The organism is Streptomyces sp. CB02414 (assembly GCF_001905385.1).
Taxonomy (GTDB): domain Bacteria; phylum Actinomycetota; class Actinomycetes; order Streptomycetales; family Streptomycetaceae; genus Streptomyces.
Map to the genome: position 1 here is coordinate 350,951 of NZ_LIPF01000005.1, position 15,390 is coordinate 366,340.

16 protein-coding genes are annotated in these 15,390 nt (G+C 73.7%); 9 read left to right on the plus strand and 7 right to left on the minus strand.

Annotation, left to right across the window (positions count from 1 at the left end):
• Positions 1 to 96: 96 nt before the first annotated feature.
• Entirely contained in the window at positions 97 to 732 is a 636-nt protein-coding gene (locus AMK11_RS18655; protein WP_073728526.1) for a class I SAM-dependent methyltransferase, read from the plus strand.
• A gap of 327 nt (positions 733 to 1,059) precedes the next feature.
• Here AMK11_RS18655 and AMK11_RS18660 read toward each other — a convergent pair whose 3' ends face one another.
• Positions 1,060 to 2,250, minus strand: a complete 1,191-nt coding sequence (locus tag AMK11_RS18660; RefSeq protein ID WP_073728527.1) for an amidohydrolase — start codon at positions 2,248 to 2,250, stop codon at positions 1,060 to 1,062.
• Between the two features lie 173 nt (positions 2,251 to 2,423).
• On the opposite strand from AMK11_RS18660, the gene AMK11_RS18665 reads away from it, so the two are divergent.
• The 6 genes from AMK11_RS18665 to AMK11_RS18690 all read left to right on the plus strand — a co-directional run bounded on the left by AMK11_RS18665 (position 2,424) and on the right by AMK11_RS18690 (position 7,892).
• Positions 2,424 to 3,890 (plus strand): aminotransferase class I/II-fold pyridoxal phosphate-dependent enzyme, encoded by a 1,467-nt coding sequence (locus AMK11_RS18665; RefSeq protein WP_073728528.1) that lies wholly within the window; start codon positions 2,424 to 2,426, stop codon positions 3,888 to 3,890.
• A gap of 144 nt (positions 3,891 to 4,034) precedes the next feature.
• Complete coding sequence (locus AMK11_RS18670; RefSeq protein WP_073728529.1) at positions 4,035 to 4,220, plus strand: hypothetical protein; 186 nt, start codon at positions 4,035 to 4,037, stop codon at positions 4,218 to 4,220.
• A gap of 21 nt (positions 4,221 to 4,241) precedes the next feature.
• Positions 4,242 to 4,949 (plus strand): hypothetical protein, encoded by a 708-nt coding sequence (locus AMK11_RS18675; RefSeq protein WP_073728530.1) that lies wholly within the window; start codon positions 4,242 to 4,244, stop codon positions 4,947 to 4,949.
• Positions 4,946 to 5,887: a DUF6895 family protein gene (locus tag AMK11_RS18680; protein ID WP_073728531.1), complete on the plus strand. Its 942-nt coding sequence runs from the start codon at positions 4,946 to 4,948 to the stop codon at positions 5,885 to 5,887. Before AMK11_RS18675 ends, AMK11_RS18680 begins: the two co-directional genes overlap by 4 nt.
• The gene (locus AMK11_RS18685) at positions 5,884 to 6,804 is read left to right on the plus strand and encodes a DUF6895 family protein (protein ID WP_073728532.1); all 921 of its coding nucleotides are present in this window, start codon (positions 5,884 to 5,886) and stop codon (positions 6,802 to 6,804) included. Before AMK11_RS18680 ends, AMK11_RS18685 begins: the two co-directional genes overlap by 4 nt.
• The gene (locus tag AMK11_RS18690; protein WP_073728533.1) at positions 6,801 to 7,892 is read left to right on the plus strand and encodes a serine hydrolase domain-containing protein; all 1,092 of its coding nucleotides are present in this window, start codon (positions 6,801 to 6,803) and stop codon (positions 7,890 to 7,892) included. The genes AMK11_RS18685 and AMK11_RS18690 overlap by 4 nt, the downstream gene beginning before the upstream one ends.
• 67 nt (positions 7,893 to 7,959) lie before the next feature.
• Here AMK11_RS18690 and AMK11_RS18695 read toward each other — a convergent pair whose 3' ends face one another.
• Positions 7,960 to 9,300: an alpha-lytic protease prodomain-containing protein gene (locus AMK11_RS18695; RefSeq protein WP_073728534.1), complete on the minus strand. Its 1,341-nt coding sequence runs from the start codon at positions 9,298 to 9,300 to the stop codon at positions 7,960 to 7,962.
• Positions 9,301 to 9,480: 180 nt separating this feature from the next.
• Positions 9,481 to 11,142: an alkaline phosphatase D family protein gene (locus AMK11_RS18700; RefSeq protein WP_073728535.1), complete on the minus strand. Its 1,662-nt coding sequence runs from the start codon at positions 11,140 to 11,142 to the stop codon at positions 9,481 to 9,483.
• 199 nt (positions 11,143 to 11,341) lie between these two features.
• Here AMK11_RS18700 and AMK11_RS18705 point away from each other — a divergent pair, with 199 nt between their 5' ends.
• Entirely contained in the window at positions 11,342 to 11,647 is a 306-nt protein-coding gene (locus tag AMK11_RS18705; protein WP_073728536.1) for a hypothetical protein, read from the plus strand.
• 22 nt (positions 11,648 to 11,669) lie between these two features.
• Here AMK11_RS18705 and AMK11_RS18710 read toward each other — a convergent pair whose 3' ends face one another.
• The 4 genes from AMK11_RS18710 to AMK11_RS18725 are packed head-to-tail and all read right to left on the minus strand — an operon-like array spanning position 11,670 to position 14,858.
• Complete coding sequence (locus tag AMK11_RS18710; RefSeq protein WP_073728537.1) at positions 11,670 to 12,470, minus strand: class I SAM-dependent methyltransferase; 801 nt, start codon at positions 12,468 to 12,470, stop codon at positions 11,670 to 11,672.
• Positions 12,471 to 12,529: 59 nt separating this feature from the next.
• Positions 12,530 to 13,486 carry a transporter gene (locus tag AMK11_RS18715; RefSeq protein ID WP_073728538.1) on the minus strand — a complete coding sequence of 319 codons (957 nt, stop codon included), beginning with the start codon at positions 13,484 to 13,486 and terminating at the stop codon, positions 12,530 to 12,532.
• Positions 13,483 to 14,370: an ATP-binding cassette domain-containing protein gene (locus AMK11_RS18720; RefSeq protein ID WP_073728539.1), complete on the minus strand. Its 888-nt coding sequence runs from the start codon at positions 14,368 to 14,370 to the stop codon at positions 13,483 to 13,485. The genes AMK11_RS18715 and AMK11_RS18720 overlap by 4 nt, the downstream gene beginning before the upstream one ends.
• Positions 14,367 to 14,858: a GntR family transcriptional regulator gene (locus AMK11_RS18725; protein ID WP_073728540.1), complete on the minus strand. Its 492-nt coding sequence runs from the start codon at positions 14,856 to 14,858 to the stop codon at positions 14,367 to 14,369. Before AMK11_RS18725 ends, AMK11_RS18720 begins: the two co-directional genes overlap by 4 nt.
• Positions 14,859 to 14,981: 123 nt before the next feature.
• Between AMK11_RS18725 and AMK11_RS18730 the strand changes: the two genes are divergently transcribed.
• A complete protein-coding gene (locus AMK11_RS18730) occupies positions 14,982 to 15,341 on the plus strand; it encodes a cupin domain-containing protein (protein ID WP_073728541.1) in 360 nt (119 codons plus the stop codon).
• Positions 15,342 to 15,390 lie beyond the last annotated feature (49 nt).

The window sequence follows — 15,390 nt, forward strand, 5'->3', positions numbered from 1 at the left end:
GTTGTCGTTCCGGCTTCGGCGGGTGCAGCCTGCACGCAGGACGCGAGACCGTCTCGCGCCCGGCCGGGCAGCCGGCCCGTCCGCCCAGGAGGCATCATGACCGACACACCCGCGACGGCTCCCGCCGCGGAGTTCTGGGAAGCCCGCTACCGCGACACCGACCGCGTCTGGAGCGGCCGCCCCAACGACCTGCTGGTCCGCGAGGCGGGCGACCTCGCCCCCGGTACGGCGCTGGACCTGGGCTGCGGCGAGGGCGCGGACGCCGTGTGGCTGGCCTCGCGCGGCTGGCGGGTCACCGGCGTGGACATCTCCGGCACCGCACTCGAACGCGCCGCCGGACACGCCGCGGACGCCGGGGTCGGCGACCGCGTCGCCTGGGAACGCCACGAGCTGGGCAAGTCGTTCCCCGAGGGCTCCTTCGACCTGGTGAGCGCCCACTACCTGCAGTCCCCGGTCGAGCTCGACCAGCAGACGGTCCTGCGCGCCGCCGCGCGGACCGTGGCGCGCGGCGGCACCCTGCTGCTCGTCCTGCACGCCGGCTGGCCCTCCTGGCAGACCGAACCGCCGTTCGACGCCGTCTTCCCCACCCTGGACGGAGTCCTCGCCGAACTGGCCCTGCCGGACGACGAGTGGGCCGTCGAGACCAAGGAGACCGTCCGCCGGCCGAGCACGTCCCCCGAGGGCGTCGAGGGCTTCCGCGAGGACCACGTATGGCGCCTGCGCCGGGCATGACCCCCGGGCGCGCCTTGGCTTGCGTCCCCGTGACCTGCCCGGCGCCCGAGGGCGACCTCATGACGCTGCACGCCAGGGACGGGCGGGACCGCCCTGCGAGCGCGCGTGCGTGCGGGTCGGCCGGGCGTGAGACGTGCTCGCGCCCCGATGCCTCTTCGCGAGCCGGCCGGGTGTGAGTCCTGCTCGCGTCCCGACGCCGCTCTCCGCGGCCGCCCGCGCCCCACGGCAACCTCGTGGTGCTGGGCACCACGGCGTCGGGACACGCGTCGTCCGGTCGCCCGCCCAGGCTGCCCCCGAGGCCGTCGGACACGGCGTCGGGACGCCGGGTCAGCGCTCCCTGGCCGCCGCCGCGTGATGGGCCTCCCAGGCCTCGGCGCGCAGTCCGGGCCGGAGCAGGACGTCCGCCGCGGTGCAGGCCAGGGCGGCGGCCGCGGCGACGGTCACCTCCCGGGCCCGCTCCGAAGCGGCGGCCTCGGCGAACTCGGGGGTGTGGTCGGAGCCCTCCTCGCCCATGATCGCCACGAACGGGTGGACGGCCGGCACCCGCACACTCACGTTGCCGATGTCCGACGACCCCAGGTACACGCCCGGCACAGGCGGCGTCAGCGTGATGCCCGACCCGGACAGATGCGCCGCGAACCGGTCGGACAGCACCCCGCTGTCCCGGAAGTGGTCGTAGCGGACCGTGGCGCGCTCCACCTCGGCGCGCGTGCCCGTGGCCCGGGCCACGCCCTCGGCGCACTCGCCCAGCTGCCCGGTCAGCTCGTCCAGCGCCCGCGAGGTGGCCGCCCGCAGCCCGAACAGCCCCTGGGCGTACTCCGGCACGATGTTGGTGGCCGTTCCTCCGTGCGTGACGATGCCCTGCACGTGCGAGGCCTCCGGCAGCCGCCGGCCGACCGCGCCCAGCACGTTGAACAGCTCCACCAGGGCCGCCAGCGCGTCGACGCCCTCGGTCGGATTGCCCGTCGGGTGCGCGGCCCGCCCGTGGAAGGCCACCCGGTACTGCACCTGCGCGGTCAGCGGCGCCCGCCGCCAGTCGTACACCCCGGGGTGGAACATCAGCGCCGCGTCCACCTCGTCGAACACCCCGGCGTCCACTTCGAGGGCCTTCCCGCCCCCGCCCTCCTCCGCGGGCGTGCCCACGGCCATGACGCATCCGGCCGAGCCGCCCAGCACCGCGTGGAGAGCCAGCGCCGCCCCCAGACCCGCCGCCGCGATCAGATTGTGGCCGCAGGCGTGGCCGAGGCCCGGCAGAGCGTCGTACTCCAGCGGCAGCGCCACCGCGGGACGGCCCCGGCCCGAGCGCGCCGCGAACGCGGTCGGCATCCCCGCGACGCCCCGCTCCACCGCGAAACCGGCGCGTTCCAGCTCGCCGGAGAGCAGGGCCGCCGCCCGGTGCTCGGCGAAGGCGTACTCGGGGTCGGCGTGCAGCCGCAGCGCGACGTCCCACAGCGCCCCCGCCCGGCCGGCCACCTCCTGGCGGATGTCGTCGTGGACGTCGTCCGGCGTGCGGGTCACGCGGCCTCCTCGGGTCGGATGCTCCGAATGCGTGCCGTTCCCGGGTTCCACCGCCCGGGTGCGGCGACACCCGCCCGGTTTCGGCGCCGGGGCGGGTGCAATACGTTCCATGCGCCGCGCGGCCGTAGACCACGGAACCGGACGGCGCGTCCCGAACCGACGTGGGAGGAACGATGGATCACTCGCGGGTGCCCGTACTGGAAGCGCTGCAGGACTTCCGCCGCCGGGGGGACATCGCCTACGGCCCGCCGGGACACAAGCAGGGCCGCGGGGTCGACCCGCGGGTCGCGGAGATCGTCGGCATGGACGTCTTCCGCTCCGACGTGCTCTCCCTCAACGGGCTGGACGACCGCCGCCAGTCCCAGGGGGTGGTGAGCCGGGCGCAGGAACTCATGGCCGACGCCGTCGGCGCCGACCAGGCCTTCTTCTCCACCTGCGGCAGCTCCCTGTCGGTCAAGACCGCGATGCTGGCCGTGGCCGGCCCCGGCGAGAAGCTGCTGATCTCGCGCAACGCGCACAAGGCCGTGGTCGCGGCCGTCGTCGTCAACGGCGTCGAACCCATCTGGGTGCACCCGAAGTTCGACGCCGAACGGCACCTCGCCCACCCGCCCGAGCCGGACGACGTACGCCGCAAACTGGCGGAACACCCGGACGCCAAGGGCATGTTGCTCATCACGCCCACCGACTGGGGGACGTGCGCCGACATCGCGGGCGTGGCCCGGGTCTGCCACGAGTTCGACATCCCCCTCATCGTGGACGAGGCCTGGGGCGCCCACCTGCCGTTCCACCCCGGCCTGCCCGCCTGGGGGATGGACACCGAGGCCGACCTGGTGGTGACCAGCGTCCACAAGATGGGCGGCGCCATCGAGCAGAGCTCCGTCTTCCACCTCCAGTACGACCGGGTCTCGCCCGAGGTGCTCAAACAGCGCGAGGACCTGCTGGGCACCACCAGCGCCTCCACCCTGGTGTTCGCCACGCTCGACGGCTGGCGCCGGCAGATGGTCGAACAGGGCCGCGAACTGCTCGGAACCGCGCTCGGCCGGGCGGAACGCGTCCGCGCGGCGGTCGCCGCCATGCCGGGGCTGCGCCCCATGGGACAGGAGGTCGTCGACGCCGGGCTCGCCGCCGCCTACGACCCGCTCAAGATCGTGATCGACGTACGGGAACTGGGCGTCAGCGGCATGCAGGCGACCGAATGGGTGCGCGACCACTGCCACGTCGACCTCGGCGGCTCCGACACCTGCCGCATCAGCGCCTCGATCACCCACGCCGACGACGACCGGACGGAGGAGGTGCTGCTGGACGCCCTGCGCGCGCTCGTCGACGGGGCCGGGTCCATCGAACGCAGGCCGCCGGTGCGGCTGCCCGAGCCCTCCGCGCTGGAACTGGAACAGGCCATGCTGCCGCGCGCGGCGTTCTTCGCCCCGGTGGAGCACGTGCCCGCCGAACGGGCCGCCGGGCGCGTCTCCGCGGAGATGATCAGCCCCTATCCACCGGGTGTGCCCGTGGTCGCCCCCGGCGAGGTCATCACCGACGAGGTCCTGGACTACCTGCGCAGCGGCGCGGACCACGGCGTGCTCATCCCGGACGCGGCCGATCCGTCGGTGCGGACCCTGCGGGTGGTGCGCACCCCGCACTGAGCGGGAGAGAGACAGTACCGTCCGACAGCTGTCCGATTTGTTGAAGAAGTTATCTCCTGAGTTTTTTGAGAAGAGAGGCATGCTTTGTGACTTCCCGGACACCTGTGGTGTGAAGGCCTTTGGCTACCAGAGGGAGATGGTGAAATGCCTTCCAAGGACAAGGTGCTCGAGGAAGTCCGCACCGAGAACATCGACATCGAAGCAGCACTCGACCCCACCGAGCCCGACGGAGTCTTCCGCGACAGCCGCGAGTGCGCCGCGCTCGCCCTGCAGTCCGGAGGCACCACCCTGCTGCTTTCGCCGCCGACCCCGCGCCCCAAGAAGGGTTGACGGACCGACGGGAGCAGTGAGATGGAGCAGTCGAGCACGTCAGCCCTTCTCCAGGGAACGGTGCTGGACCTCGCTTCCGACGTGGTCTCCGCTCTTCGGAGCGGAGACCACGTACGAGCGGGGGGCACCCTCGTGGCAGGCGGACCGGGCGACGGCGTCGCACGCGCGGCGGTACGCGTCCTGGGCGCGGACCTGCTGCTGCCCACCACCCTGCTGAGACTTGAGCCCGGACCCGGCCAACTCGCCTTGTTCCAGGAGGCCGTGGCGGCCCATCAGCCGCGCCCCGACGCGGCCCCGGCCGTCGCGTGGAGCCACTGGGCGATGACCCGGGCCCTGCACCGGCTGGGACAGACCCCGAACGGCCCGCTCGCCGGCGAGGCGGGTGCCGAACCCGACGCCGGCTGGCTCGACGGCGCCGGCTGGCAGTACCTGACCCATCAACTCGCCGTCCTCGCCCCGCTCGCCCTGCCCGGCGAGGAAAACGCGGTCATGCGCGCCGCACGCCGCCGCCCGGTGGACGTCGCCCGCGGCTTCGTACGGGCGGTACGCCGCCGCGACTGGCAGCAGGCGGCCGGAGCCGGACGCTGGCTCACCCTTCTGGACGGGGTGCCCGTCACCCTCGGCCTCGACGCCGGCCTCGACTTCGTACGGCTCATGGGCGGCGGCGACCCACGGGTGGCCCTCCAGCTGGAGGCGGCGCGGCTGATGCCGGCCGGAGTGCTCCTGTGAACGCCCGGCGGGTGGAGGAGGCCGCCCTGGACTGGGTGCGGGCCCACCGCGACCGCTTCGCGCTCGGCGAGGACGCGCTCGCGGCGGACGGCCAGGTCAACCGCACCTGGAAGCCACTGGGCGAACTGGCCCAGGTGTGCGCGTCCGTGTCCGCCCGCACCCCGGCCTCGGACCCGCTGCACGCGCCGGTGGCCGAGCTGCTGGACTTCGCCTGGCAACAGACCCGCGAGGGCGAGATGTTCCCGCTGATGCAGTCGCTGGAACCCTTCGCCACCTACCCGCTGGAGGTCTACGCGGCCTTCGCCTCGGCCGGCTACCGCCACCCCGGCTACGAGGCGTCCGCCGCCGTGGTGGCCCGCACCCGGGGCTGGCGGCTGACCGAGCAGTACCCCACCCGGCGGCTCGGCGTCATCGAGGCCGAACGGCGCAGCGGCCTGCGCCCGCACGGCGGGGTGCCGCAGGCGCTGGACCGCACCTGGCTGGGCGGCCTGCCCGAGCCGTGGACCTTCGAACGCGCGGCCGGATATGCCCTGACCCACGTCGTCTTCCACCTCACCGAGTGGGGCCGCACCCCGCAGGGCGTGCCACCCGACCTGGCGGACTACCTGCGGCACTGGCTGCCGCCCTGGCTGGACACCTGCCTCGACGCCCGCATGTACGACCTGAGCTGCGAGCTGCTGGCGGTGGCGGCGAGCCTCCCGGACCCGCCGGAGCCGGCCGTCCTGGAGGACGCCTGGCACCGCGTCACCGCGGCCCAGCACGCCTGCGGCGCAGTCCCCGAGGAGGGCGCCCTCCAGGACGCCGCCCCACCGGGGCGGGACGATCCCTACGCCTTCACCGACTGCTACCACTCCACCCTGATGGCGCTGTTCGCCGCGGCCCTCACCACGGCACCGGTGCGCGACGCGGACCACGCCGGACAAGGAGTGCCCGGATGACGGACACCCGACTGATCCACCGTGTCGGAGCGGGCGCCCTGGAGTGGCTCTGGGCCCACCGCGACGGCTTCCGTCTGGAGCCGGACGTGGACCCCGAGATCGGCTTCCTGGAGCGCTTCAAGCCGATCGGGGAACTCGCCCTGATCTGCAAGGTGCTCTTCCGCGAGGGCGTCGCCGGCTCACGGCAGGCCCAGCTGGCCCGCCAACTGCTCGACCACGTCTGGCGGGACACGCTGGACGGCGGCCGCATGCTGGTGCGCGGGCAGCGCGTCGAACCGTTCTCACCCGTGCCCTTCGAGGTGTACCTGCCGTTCAAGGAGCTGGGCTACAGCCAGCCCGAGATCGAGCGGGCCACCGTGCTCAACCACCGCCTGGACAGCTGGACCCGGTTCCCGGTGACCCCGACCCGGCGCCTGGGCCTGTCCGCCTTCCAGCGCCGCTTCGGCCTGCCGGCCCGGCCGCCCGAGGCCGACCTGGTGGGCACCACCTGGCTGGCCGGCACCCCCGAACCGTGGACGGTCGAGGGCCACACCGCCTACGACATCACCCACACCGTCTTCCACCTCACCGACTGGGGCGAGCGGTCCGACGGCCTGCCGGAGACCGTCGCCGACTACCTCGCCACCTGGCTGCCGGTCTGGATCGACGACTGGCTGGACCTGGAGCGCTGGGACCTGCTCGGCGAACTCCTCGTCGTGGACGCCTGCCTGCCCCGGCCCACCCTGGACGAACCCGCCTGGCAGGCCTTCGCCGCCGCGCAGCAGCCCGACGGCGCGATGCCCGCCGTACGGACGATGCCCGAGGGCGACCCCGACACGGTGTTCGACATGGTCTACCACCCGACGCTGGTCGCCGCCTACGCCTCCGTACTGGCCACCTCCCGCGCCCTCAGCGAGCTGGCGCACAGCACCTCATGACGGCCCGCCGCGCGCCCTGGCCGGGCGACCCCCATGACGAGGCCGAGCCCGTCCCGCCCCCGGCCGTAACCCACGGGCCGCCCGACGAGACGGCCCTGCGCGACCGGCTGGCCGAGGCCGTCGACGCCTCCGACGCGCCCGACGCCGTCTTCGCCGTCTCCCGGCACGGCCGGCGCGCCCTCCACAGCGGCGGCACCGCCACACCGCCCGACGTCCCCCGCCAGGACCTGCGCTACGAGATCGGCTCGGCCTCCAAGACCCTCACCGGACTGCTGCTGACCCTGCTGATACGGCGTGGCGTGCTCACCGGAGCCGAACCGGCCGCCACTTGCCTGGACCCCGCCCACCCGGTGGGCCCGCACCCCGTCGCCCTCGCCCACCTCATCACCCACACCTCGGGACTCCCGGCCCTGCCCGCCGACTTCGTCCCCCGCGCCCTGCCCGCCTGGCGCACCAACCCCTACGCCCGCTACCCGGCCGAACGGCTGACCGGCGCCTTCCTGCGCCACGGCCCGCGCCACCGCCCCGGAACCCGCTGGCACTACTCCAACTACGGCGTCTCCGTCCTCGGCCACGCACTCGCCGCGACCACCGGCAGAACCTGGGAGGACCTGCTCACCGGTCAGGTCCTGCGCCCCCTCGGCATGAGCGGCACCGCCCTGCGCGCGGAGGACGGCAAGACCGACGCAACCGGCCACCGCAGGGACGGCCGGACCCCGGTCCCGGCCTTCGACGCGGGCGGCTTCCAGGCGGCGGGCGCCGTCCGGTCCACCCCGCACGACCTGCTCACCTTCCTCGAGGCCCACCTCGACCCGGCCCGCTCACCGGTGGCCGGCGCGCTGCGGGCGGTACGCGTGCCGGTGCTCCGCCGCGGGCTCGGACACCGGCACGTGCACACGGTGGCGTGGTTCCGCCACCCCACCGACGGCGGGCCGATGTACTTCCACAGCGGCGCCACCCTCGGCCAGCAGGCGTTCCTCGGCTTCCGGCCCGACACCGGCACGGCCCTGGCCGCGGTCTGCACCCGCCGCTTCCGCGCCCGGGACCCGTTCATCGCCACCGCCTACGCGCTCCTCGCCGGACCATGACGAGGGCGCGGGGCCGCCGCCTCGCACGGCGGCCCCGCGCCCGAGCCGCAGGACGGCTCACCCTCCGTCAGACCCGCTGCCACAGGGCCGGCGTCGCCTCGGGCGACCAGACGCCCTGCGCCTGGTGGTTCTGCAGGCACCGGTAGCGCAGCCCCGCGTGGGACACCGTGGCCCCGACCTCGTAGACCCGGCCCGCCGCCCACGCGTCCGCCGCCGCGTTGTCCTGCGGCGCGGGCGTGCCCGCCTCGGCGGAGGTGGTCTTCAGGGTGAGGCCGAAGTCGCTGAGCAGCGGATTGATCGGCTGGTAGAAGGTGGTCCCGCCGTTCGTGCAGTCCCCGGAGCCGCCGGACGTGGTGCCCTGTGCCTGGGTTCCCGCGACGAAGGGGCCGCCGGAGTCGCCGGGTTCGGCGCACACCGTGGTCTGGGTCAGCCCGTCGACGGTGCCCTGCGGGTAGGTGACGCTCGTGTCGTGCTGCTGGACCGTGCCGCAGTGCCATCCCGTGGTGGAACCGGACCGGCAGACGGACGCGCCCACGAGCGCCTCCACCGAGCCGTCGATCTGCACCTTCTGGCCGCCCTCGCCGTTGATGTCCGGGGTGGCGGTCCAGTCGGCGTTCACGCCCACCCAGGCCATGTCCTTGCCCGGGAAGGTGGACGCCTCGAAGGTGCCCTGGTCGGTCTCGTCGAAGCCGGTGGTCGTCGCGCCCGGCTGGCCGCAGTGGCCGGCCGTGGCGAAGCCCTGCTGCTGGTCCTTGGTGACGGAGAAGCCGATGGAGCAGCGGGCCTGGCCGTCGATGTAGTAGGCGTCGCCGCCGACGAGGTCCTTGAACACCCGGGGCCGGTCGGCCGAGACCCGGACGCCGACGTCCTGGCCCGCGACCCCGGCGGCCTCGGTGAAGTCCGTCGCGGCCGACTCGCTGGTGGCCTGCACCACGACCCGGTTGGTCCTGACGTCGACGAACCAGACCGGCGTCTCGTACGTCCCGGTGCGCGCGGCGGCGGCGTCCAGCTTCTCCTTGACCGAGCGGAGCTCCGCCAGTCCCTTCTCGACGACCGCCGCCTCGGCGCCCTGCGCCTCGATGGCGGCCGTGTCCGCGGCGTCGGTGGTGGCGACGGTCAGTTCGGCGGAGGTCGCGCCGCTCACCCAGGCCCCGGCGAAGCGGTCGCCCAGCGTGTTGCGCAGCATGCCCGCGCGGGTGCCCGCCTCCGCCTCGTTGACCAGCCTGGCCGACGCCTGGGCCGGCGTCAGCCCCAGGTCCCTCTGCATGGCGCGCAGCACCTGCGCCGGGGGTTTGTCCGCGCCGGGCGGCGGGGCGGCCGACGCGGCGGCGGGGACTGCGGTCAGGACCAGGGCGCCGAGCGCGGTGAGGGCGGCGCGGCGGCTGCGCGCGGCATGTCTGCCGACCATGCGATGTGCCTCCTTCGAGGGCTGTGCGAGACAGCGGGTGTCGGTGGGTGACCACGGTTCGTGGTGCGGGTCCGGCGAAGTCACAGTCCTTGCCGGTGGGATCCGCGGCCATGCCCGCACCGGGCGTCTTTCGCGCGATGGGGGACGCGGCGGGTGCCAAGTGCAGTACGCGGGCGGGCGTCAGGCGGGGGTCAGCCCCGGGTTGCCGGCCTCGGTGACGAAGGACGCGGCCGTGGTGACGGGAGCACCGGGCGTGCTGATGGCGGAGACCGTCCGGAAGTCGAGGCGGGTGGCCTGGCGGCCGAGTTCGGCGCGGACGTACCCGCGCTTGCCGTTGTAGAACTTCATGTGCGGGTTGGCCCGCATGTACAGGTCCCAGTTGGCGGGCTGCTCCACACCGTCCCGGCCGCTGGCGACCGAGGTGCAGGTGACCTCCGTGCCGACGGTGGCCGACGCCGGGTCGTCGAAGTCGTCCTTGACGTCGAGGGCGTACCCCACGTGCACGTCACCGGTGAGGATCAGCCAGTTCTCGATCCCGGCGGCCTTCGCCCCGGCGACCACCCGGTCGCGGGAGGCGCGGTAGCCGTCCCAGGCGTCCATGGAGAGCGCGGCGTCGGCGGTCACGTCGAACTTGCGCTGGGAGAAGCAGACCTGCTGGGGCATCACGTTCCACAGCGCCGTCGAGTTCTGCCAGCCGTCCAGCAGCCACTGCTCCTGCGCCGCGCCGGTGATGGTGCGCGCCGGGTCGTCCGACTCCGGTCCGGGGGCGTGCGGCCGGTCGTCGTAGGCCTGGTCGGAGCGGTACTGCCGGGTGTCGAGGATGTCGAACTGGGCGAGCGTGCCCCAGTGCAGCCTGCGGTACAGCTGGGCGTCGGGGCCCTGGGGCAGCTGGGCGGCGCGCAGCGGCTGGTTCTCCCAGTACGCGCGGTAGGCGGCGGCCCGCCGCAGCAGGAACTCCTCCGGAGGGATGCCGTTCTCGGGGATGTCGTCGGCGTAGTTGTTCTCGGTCTCGTGGTCGTCCCAGGCGACCACGAAGGGGTGCGCGGCATGGGCGGCCTTGAGGTCCTCGTCGCTCTTGTACAGGGAGTAGCGCAGCCGGTAGTCCGCGAGGGTCATGGTCTCGCGGTTGAAGACGTCGGGCAGCACGACGTCGGTGTAGCGGCGCTCGCCGCCCGACGGGTTCACCGCGTACTCGTACAGGTAGTCGCCGAGGTGGAAGACCACGTCGACGTCGTCCTGGGCCAGGTGCCGCAGCACGGTGTAGTAGCCGTCCATGTACGCCTGGCAGGCGACGGCACCCAGCCTCAGCGTGGCGGTGGCGCTGTCCGCCGGCGGCGCGGTGCGGGTGCGGCCCGCGGGGCTGATCCAGGCACCGGCCCGGAAGCGGTAGTAGTACACGGTGCCCGGCGTCAGGCCCTTCACGTCGACGTGCACGCTGTGGTTGTACTCGGCGTGCGCGTCGGCGGTGCCACGGAACAGGACGGCCGCGAAGTACTCGTCGAGGGCCACCTCCCACTCGACCGTGACCCGCTCCGTGCCCATGCCGCCGTCCTCCAGGAACGGCTCGGGCGCGAGCCGGGTCCACAGCAGCACCGAGTCCGGCAGCGGATCACCGGAGGCGACGCCGAGCGTGAACGGGTCCTTGGGGATCCGGGCGGCGCGCTGGGGTGCGGCCACCGCGCCGCGGGCCGGGATGTTGGTGGAGAAGGCGAGCGCGGCGGCGGCCGCGGTGACGGTGAGGAAACGCCGGCGGGCCAGGTGGCGCGCGGCGGTGCCCAGCACGGCGTCGTGCGGGGAGAAGGCGTGCTCGGCCGGTCGGCGGTGACGGCCCGTGGGCGCCATCTGGTGTCCTCTCGTACGGGGCGGGCGTCCTGCCCGGGATGCGCGGACCCCGCATGCTAAGCAGACAAAACGCCCGAAACCGGAAGGGCTTGCGGAGTGATCACACAGGAGGGCGTACGCGCGTGTGGACGCCCGGCCCCGGGGGCACCCGGAAGCGGGTGGCAAGGGGCACGGGAGAGGAAGGCGGTGGGCGGAGCGGATGGCCAGGACCAGGCGCTACGAGGTGGCGGCCTCCGGCCGCTGGTGGGACGAGGAGGACAACCGCCGGCTGCCTGCCGGCGAGGTGCACGCGTGGGAGCAGGGCACGAACCAGACGGTGTGCGGGCTGTCCCTGCACCGCTCGCGGCTGTCCCGGTTCCCGGGCGTCGGCTGGAGCGACGTCCTGCCCGAGTCCGGCGGCGCGGCCGACGCCGTCCGCCGGGTCTGCCCGCGCTGTGCGGCGGCGGCCGGTCGCCGGGCAGCGGGCGACCGGCCGGGCTGGCGGCGGGTGAACCCGCGCCCCTGAGACCCGGGGCGCGGGCCGGAGGTCAGGACGGCAGCGGCGAGCGGCTGACCCGGATCTTGGACTGGCCGTGCGGCCGCTTCTCCCAGTCCTCCATGAACCGCGCGTGCAGGTTGTGCTGGGCCGCCAGCGTGAGCAGCGTGTCGGTGCGGTAGTAGAAGTCCTCGCGCAGCACCTGGTGTTCCGTGCCCTCGGTGCGGTCGAAGGTGAAGTCGAAGAAACCCGTGCCGGTCAGGACGCGGCCGACGTGCCGGAGGCACTCGTCGATGACGCTGAGCGGCGAGTGCGAGAAGACGCTGTGCGCGTGGACGACGTCGAAGTGGTCGTCCGGCAGGAACTCCAGCTTCAGGTCGCCGGTGATGGTCAGGTGGGGCAGCTTGGCCTGGAGACCGTGCTCGGTCAGCGTCTGCTTCGCGGCGATCAGTATGTCCGGCGAGATGTCGATGCCGTAGTAGTGCCCGGTGTCGAGGTGGTCGATGAAGTGCCGGCCGCCGCGCAGGTTGCCGCAGCCGATGTCGAGCATGCGGTGCTCCGGGCGCAGTCCGTGCTCGATCAGGTAGTCGAACTGCATCTGTCCCAGCGCCAGCCAGCGGTCGTGGGTCCGGCTGCCGACCGCCGCCTCGGGGCTGCGGCGGGCGTCGGAGGCCATCACCGCCCGGTAGTAGCCGACGTGGTCCGGGTGCTTGAGCCGCAGCCACGCGTCCCGCCCGGCCCGGCGCACGTACGGGCCCACACGGTCGGGGTGGCGCAGCGCGTAGCCGACCTTGTGGGTGAGCGCGGCGCGGTTGCTGCGCAGTTTCTTCGGGGACTTGGCGTCCTTGGGCATGACGGTTCGACCTCCGGGTGAGGGGTTGGGGGACGGTGCGGGAGGTGCCGCAGAGGGTGTCAGATCCGGCGGCGCAGCAACAGGACCGTGACGAGGGCGAGTGCGAGCGCGAGGCCGCCGAGGAGCGCCGTGTCGGTCCACTGGAACGCCCAGTAGTCGCCTGCGGGGTTCGCCTCGTAGAAGCGTGCGACGTAGCCGTGCTGCGTCATGCACTCCTTCAGCTCGCGCCCGGACGGGTAGGGGCAGTTCAGGACGTCCTCCCGGCGGCCGGACGCCGTGATCAGGCCGTAGTGCCCGGTGGACCACTTCTCGCCCATGGGCGGCTTGGGCCGCCACCCGTCGCTGACGTAGGTGTGCGGCGGGACCAGGAGCCGGGCCCGGTGGGTCCACTGCACCAGTGCCGTCACCGCGGCCGTGACCAGCAGCGTCCACGCCATGGCGGACAGCACCCGGCGGGTCAGCAGCCCGGCGAGGGTGCCCACGGCCAGGCCGCACAGCGCGGCGGCGACGGTGGCGGGACCGGAACCGGTGAGCGCGGTCGCCTCGTACCAGAAGACGCCGTAGCTGTGGTTGGCGGCGGGCTCCCACCACCAGCGGAACAGCAGGGCCAGCGATCCGGAGAGCGCCACGGTGGCCACCGCGGCGAGGGCGAGGCGGGAGGCGAACCACTGGGCCCGGCTCACGCCCTGCGCCAGCACCATCCGGTGGGTGCCCAGCTCCCGGTCGCGGCCCAGCAGCGGTGCGCCCCAGAACATGCCGATCAGCGTGGGCAGGGCGATGTTGAGCGCGCCGAGCAGCTTGAGCGGTTCGACGTCCAGGAACTGCGGCAGCCCGTCACCGGGCCGGCTGCAGAACAGCGGGCCGGGATCGCAGTGGTCGAACAGCCCGCTGTGCAGGTTGTCCAGCATGCCCGAGCGGAAGTACGCGGCGAGCGCGGCGACGACGACCAGGACGGCCGCGCCGCAGCCGACCAGCACCCGCTGCTGGCGCCAGGCCAGCCACAGCGTGCCCTTCACGCCGCCTCCTCGCTGCTCTCGGCGCCGGAGCGCAGGTGACCGAGGAGGATCTCCTCCAGGCCGGGCCGCTCGACGTGCCAGTCGCCGCCGAGCGGGCCCCGGGGGCGTATCAGCGCGGTCAGCTGCCGTCCGTGCGTGCGTTGCCGCACCACTTCGTGGCGCCGCAGTCCGGGTGCCTCGTCGGCGTGTCCGGTGACCAGGGCGTGGCCCTCGCGGAGCGCGTCGGTGTCCTCGTCCAGCGCGACCCGGCCGGCCCGCAGCAGCAGTACCCGGTCGCAGGTCTGCTCCAGGTCGGGCAGGACGTGCGAGGACAGCACGATGCTCACCTCGCGCTCGGCCGCCTCGGCCATCAGGATCGCCATGATCTCCTCGCGCACCACCGGGTCGAGGTCGGCGAGGGGCTCGTCCAGGAGCAGCAGCTCAGGCCGCTTGCCGAGGGCCAGGGCGAGCGCCACCCGGGTGCGCCGGCCCGGTGACAGCTCGCCCACGCGGGCCGTGAGGGGGATGCCGCCCTCGCCCACGACCCGCTCGGCGACCGTCCGGTCCCAGACGGCGTTCAGCTTGCCGCCCATGCGCAGGGTGTCGGCCACCGTGAAGCGCGGGTAGAGCGGCTTGTCCTGGGTGAGCAGGGCGACCCGGGTGCGGGCCGGGGCGGAATCCGGCGCGGCACCCAGGGCCCGGATCTCTCCGTGGGTGGGCCGCAGCAGGCCGCCGGCCAGGTGCAGCAGGGTGCTCTTGCCCGCGCCGTTGCGGCCCACCAGCGCGGTGATCCGGCCGCGGGGCACCGTGAATCCGCAGTCCCGCAGGGCCCAGTCGCCGCGTGCCCGGTAGCGGAACCCGAGGTCCGTGGCGTGCAGCGCGGCGGGCTCGTCCGGCCCGGTCATGCGTCCTCCTGTCTCCGTCCCCGGTCACCCGGGTCCTGCTCGTGCCGCTCGCGCGGTTCGTTCTCGTGCGGTCCGTGCCCGTGTCGCCCGGGCCCGTCCGGCTCGTGCGCGTCCAGCGCCGCCGTGACCAGGGCGAGCACGTCGTCCCGCTCCAGCCCGGCCGACCGGGCCCGTGCGACCCACTCGGCGAGGTCCGTGCGCAGCGGCGAGTCGTCCTCCGCGCCGGGCCGCGCCAGCGACCGCGTCACGAAAGTGCCGAGCCCGCGCCGCGACCGCACCAGACCGGCCTGCTCCAGGTCGCGATAGGCCCGGAACACGGTGTTGGGGTTGATGGCGGTGGCGGCGACGACCTCCTTGGCCGTCGGGAGCTTGTCCCCGACCCGCAGCACGCCCATCCGGAGCGCCTGCTCGGTCTGCCGCACGATCTGTACGTAGGCGGGCACGCCGCCGCGTCGATCGATCCGGTACTCGACCACGTCACCTTCCATGCTTTCATTAATTCATTAGTAGAAGCATGATCAGATGGTCCGCGGATGTCAACTTCCCCGGATGGCGGCGCCGAGTCGACAGGCGGACGATGGGGTGGTGGGGACTGGGAAAGGAGGAGCGTCATGCTGGAGGCGAAGACGCTCGACAAGCCGGACGAGCGGCGCGATTTCCCCCGGGGGCACATCGAGGCCGTGCACATGGAAGGACTCGACTTCGCCGTCGCCACCTTCGAACCGGGCTGGCGCTGGTCGGAGTCCGTGGGGCCCATCGCGGGCACCGACAGCTGCATGATCCATCACAACTGCTACGTGGTGGGAGGCCGGATGCACGTCCGCATGGACGACGGCACCGAGAGCGAGGTGGGCCCCGGCGACGTGTTCGTCTGCTCGCCCGGCCACGACGCCTGGGTCGTGGGCGACGCGCAGTGCGTCGTGTACGACTTCGCGGGCGGCATGGCGAAGGAGTACGCCAAGGCCGACTAGGAGCGCGCACGCGAGGAGGGGGTGACCGCCGAGACGGTCACCCCCTCCT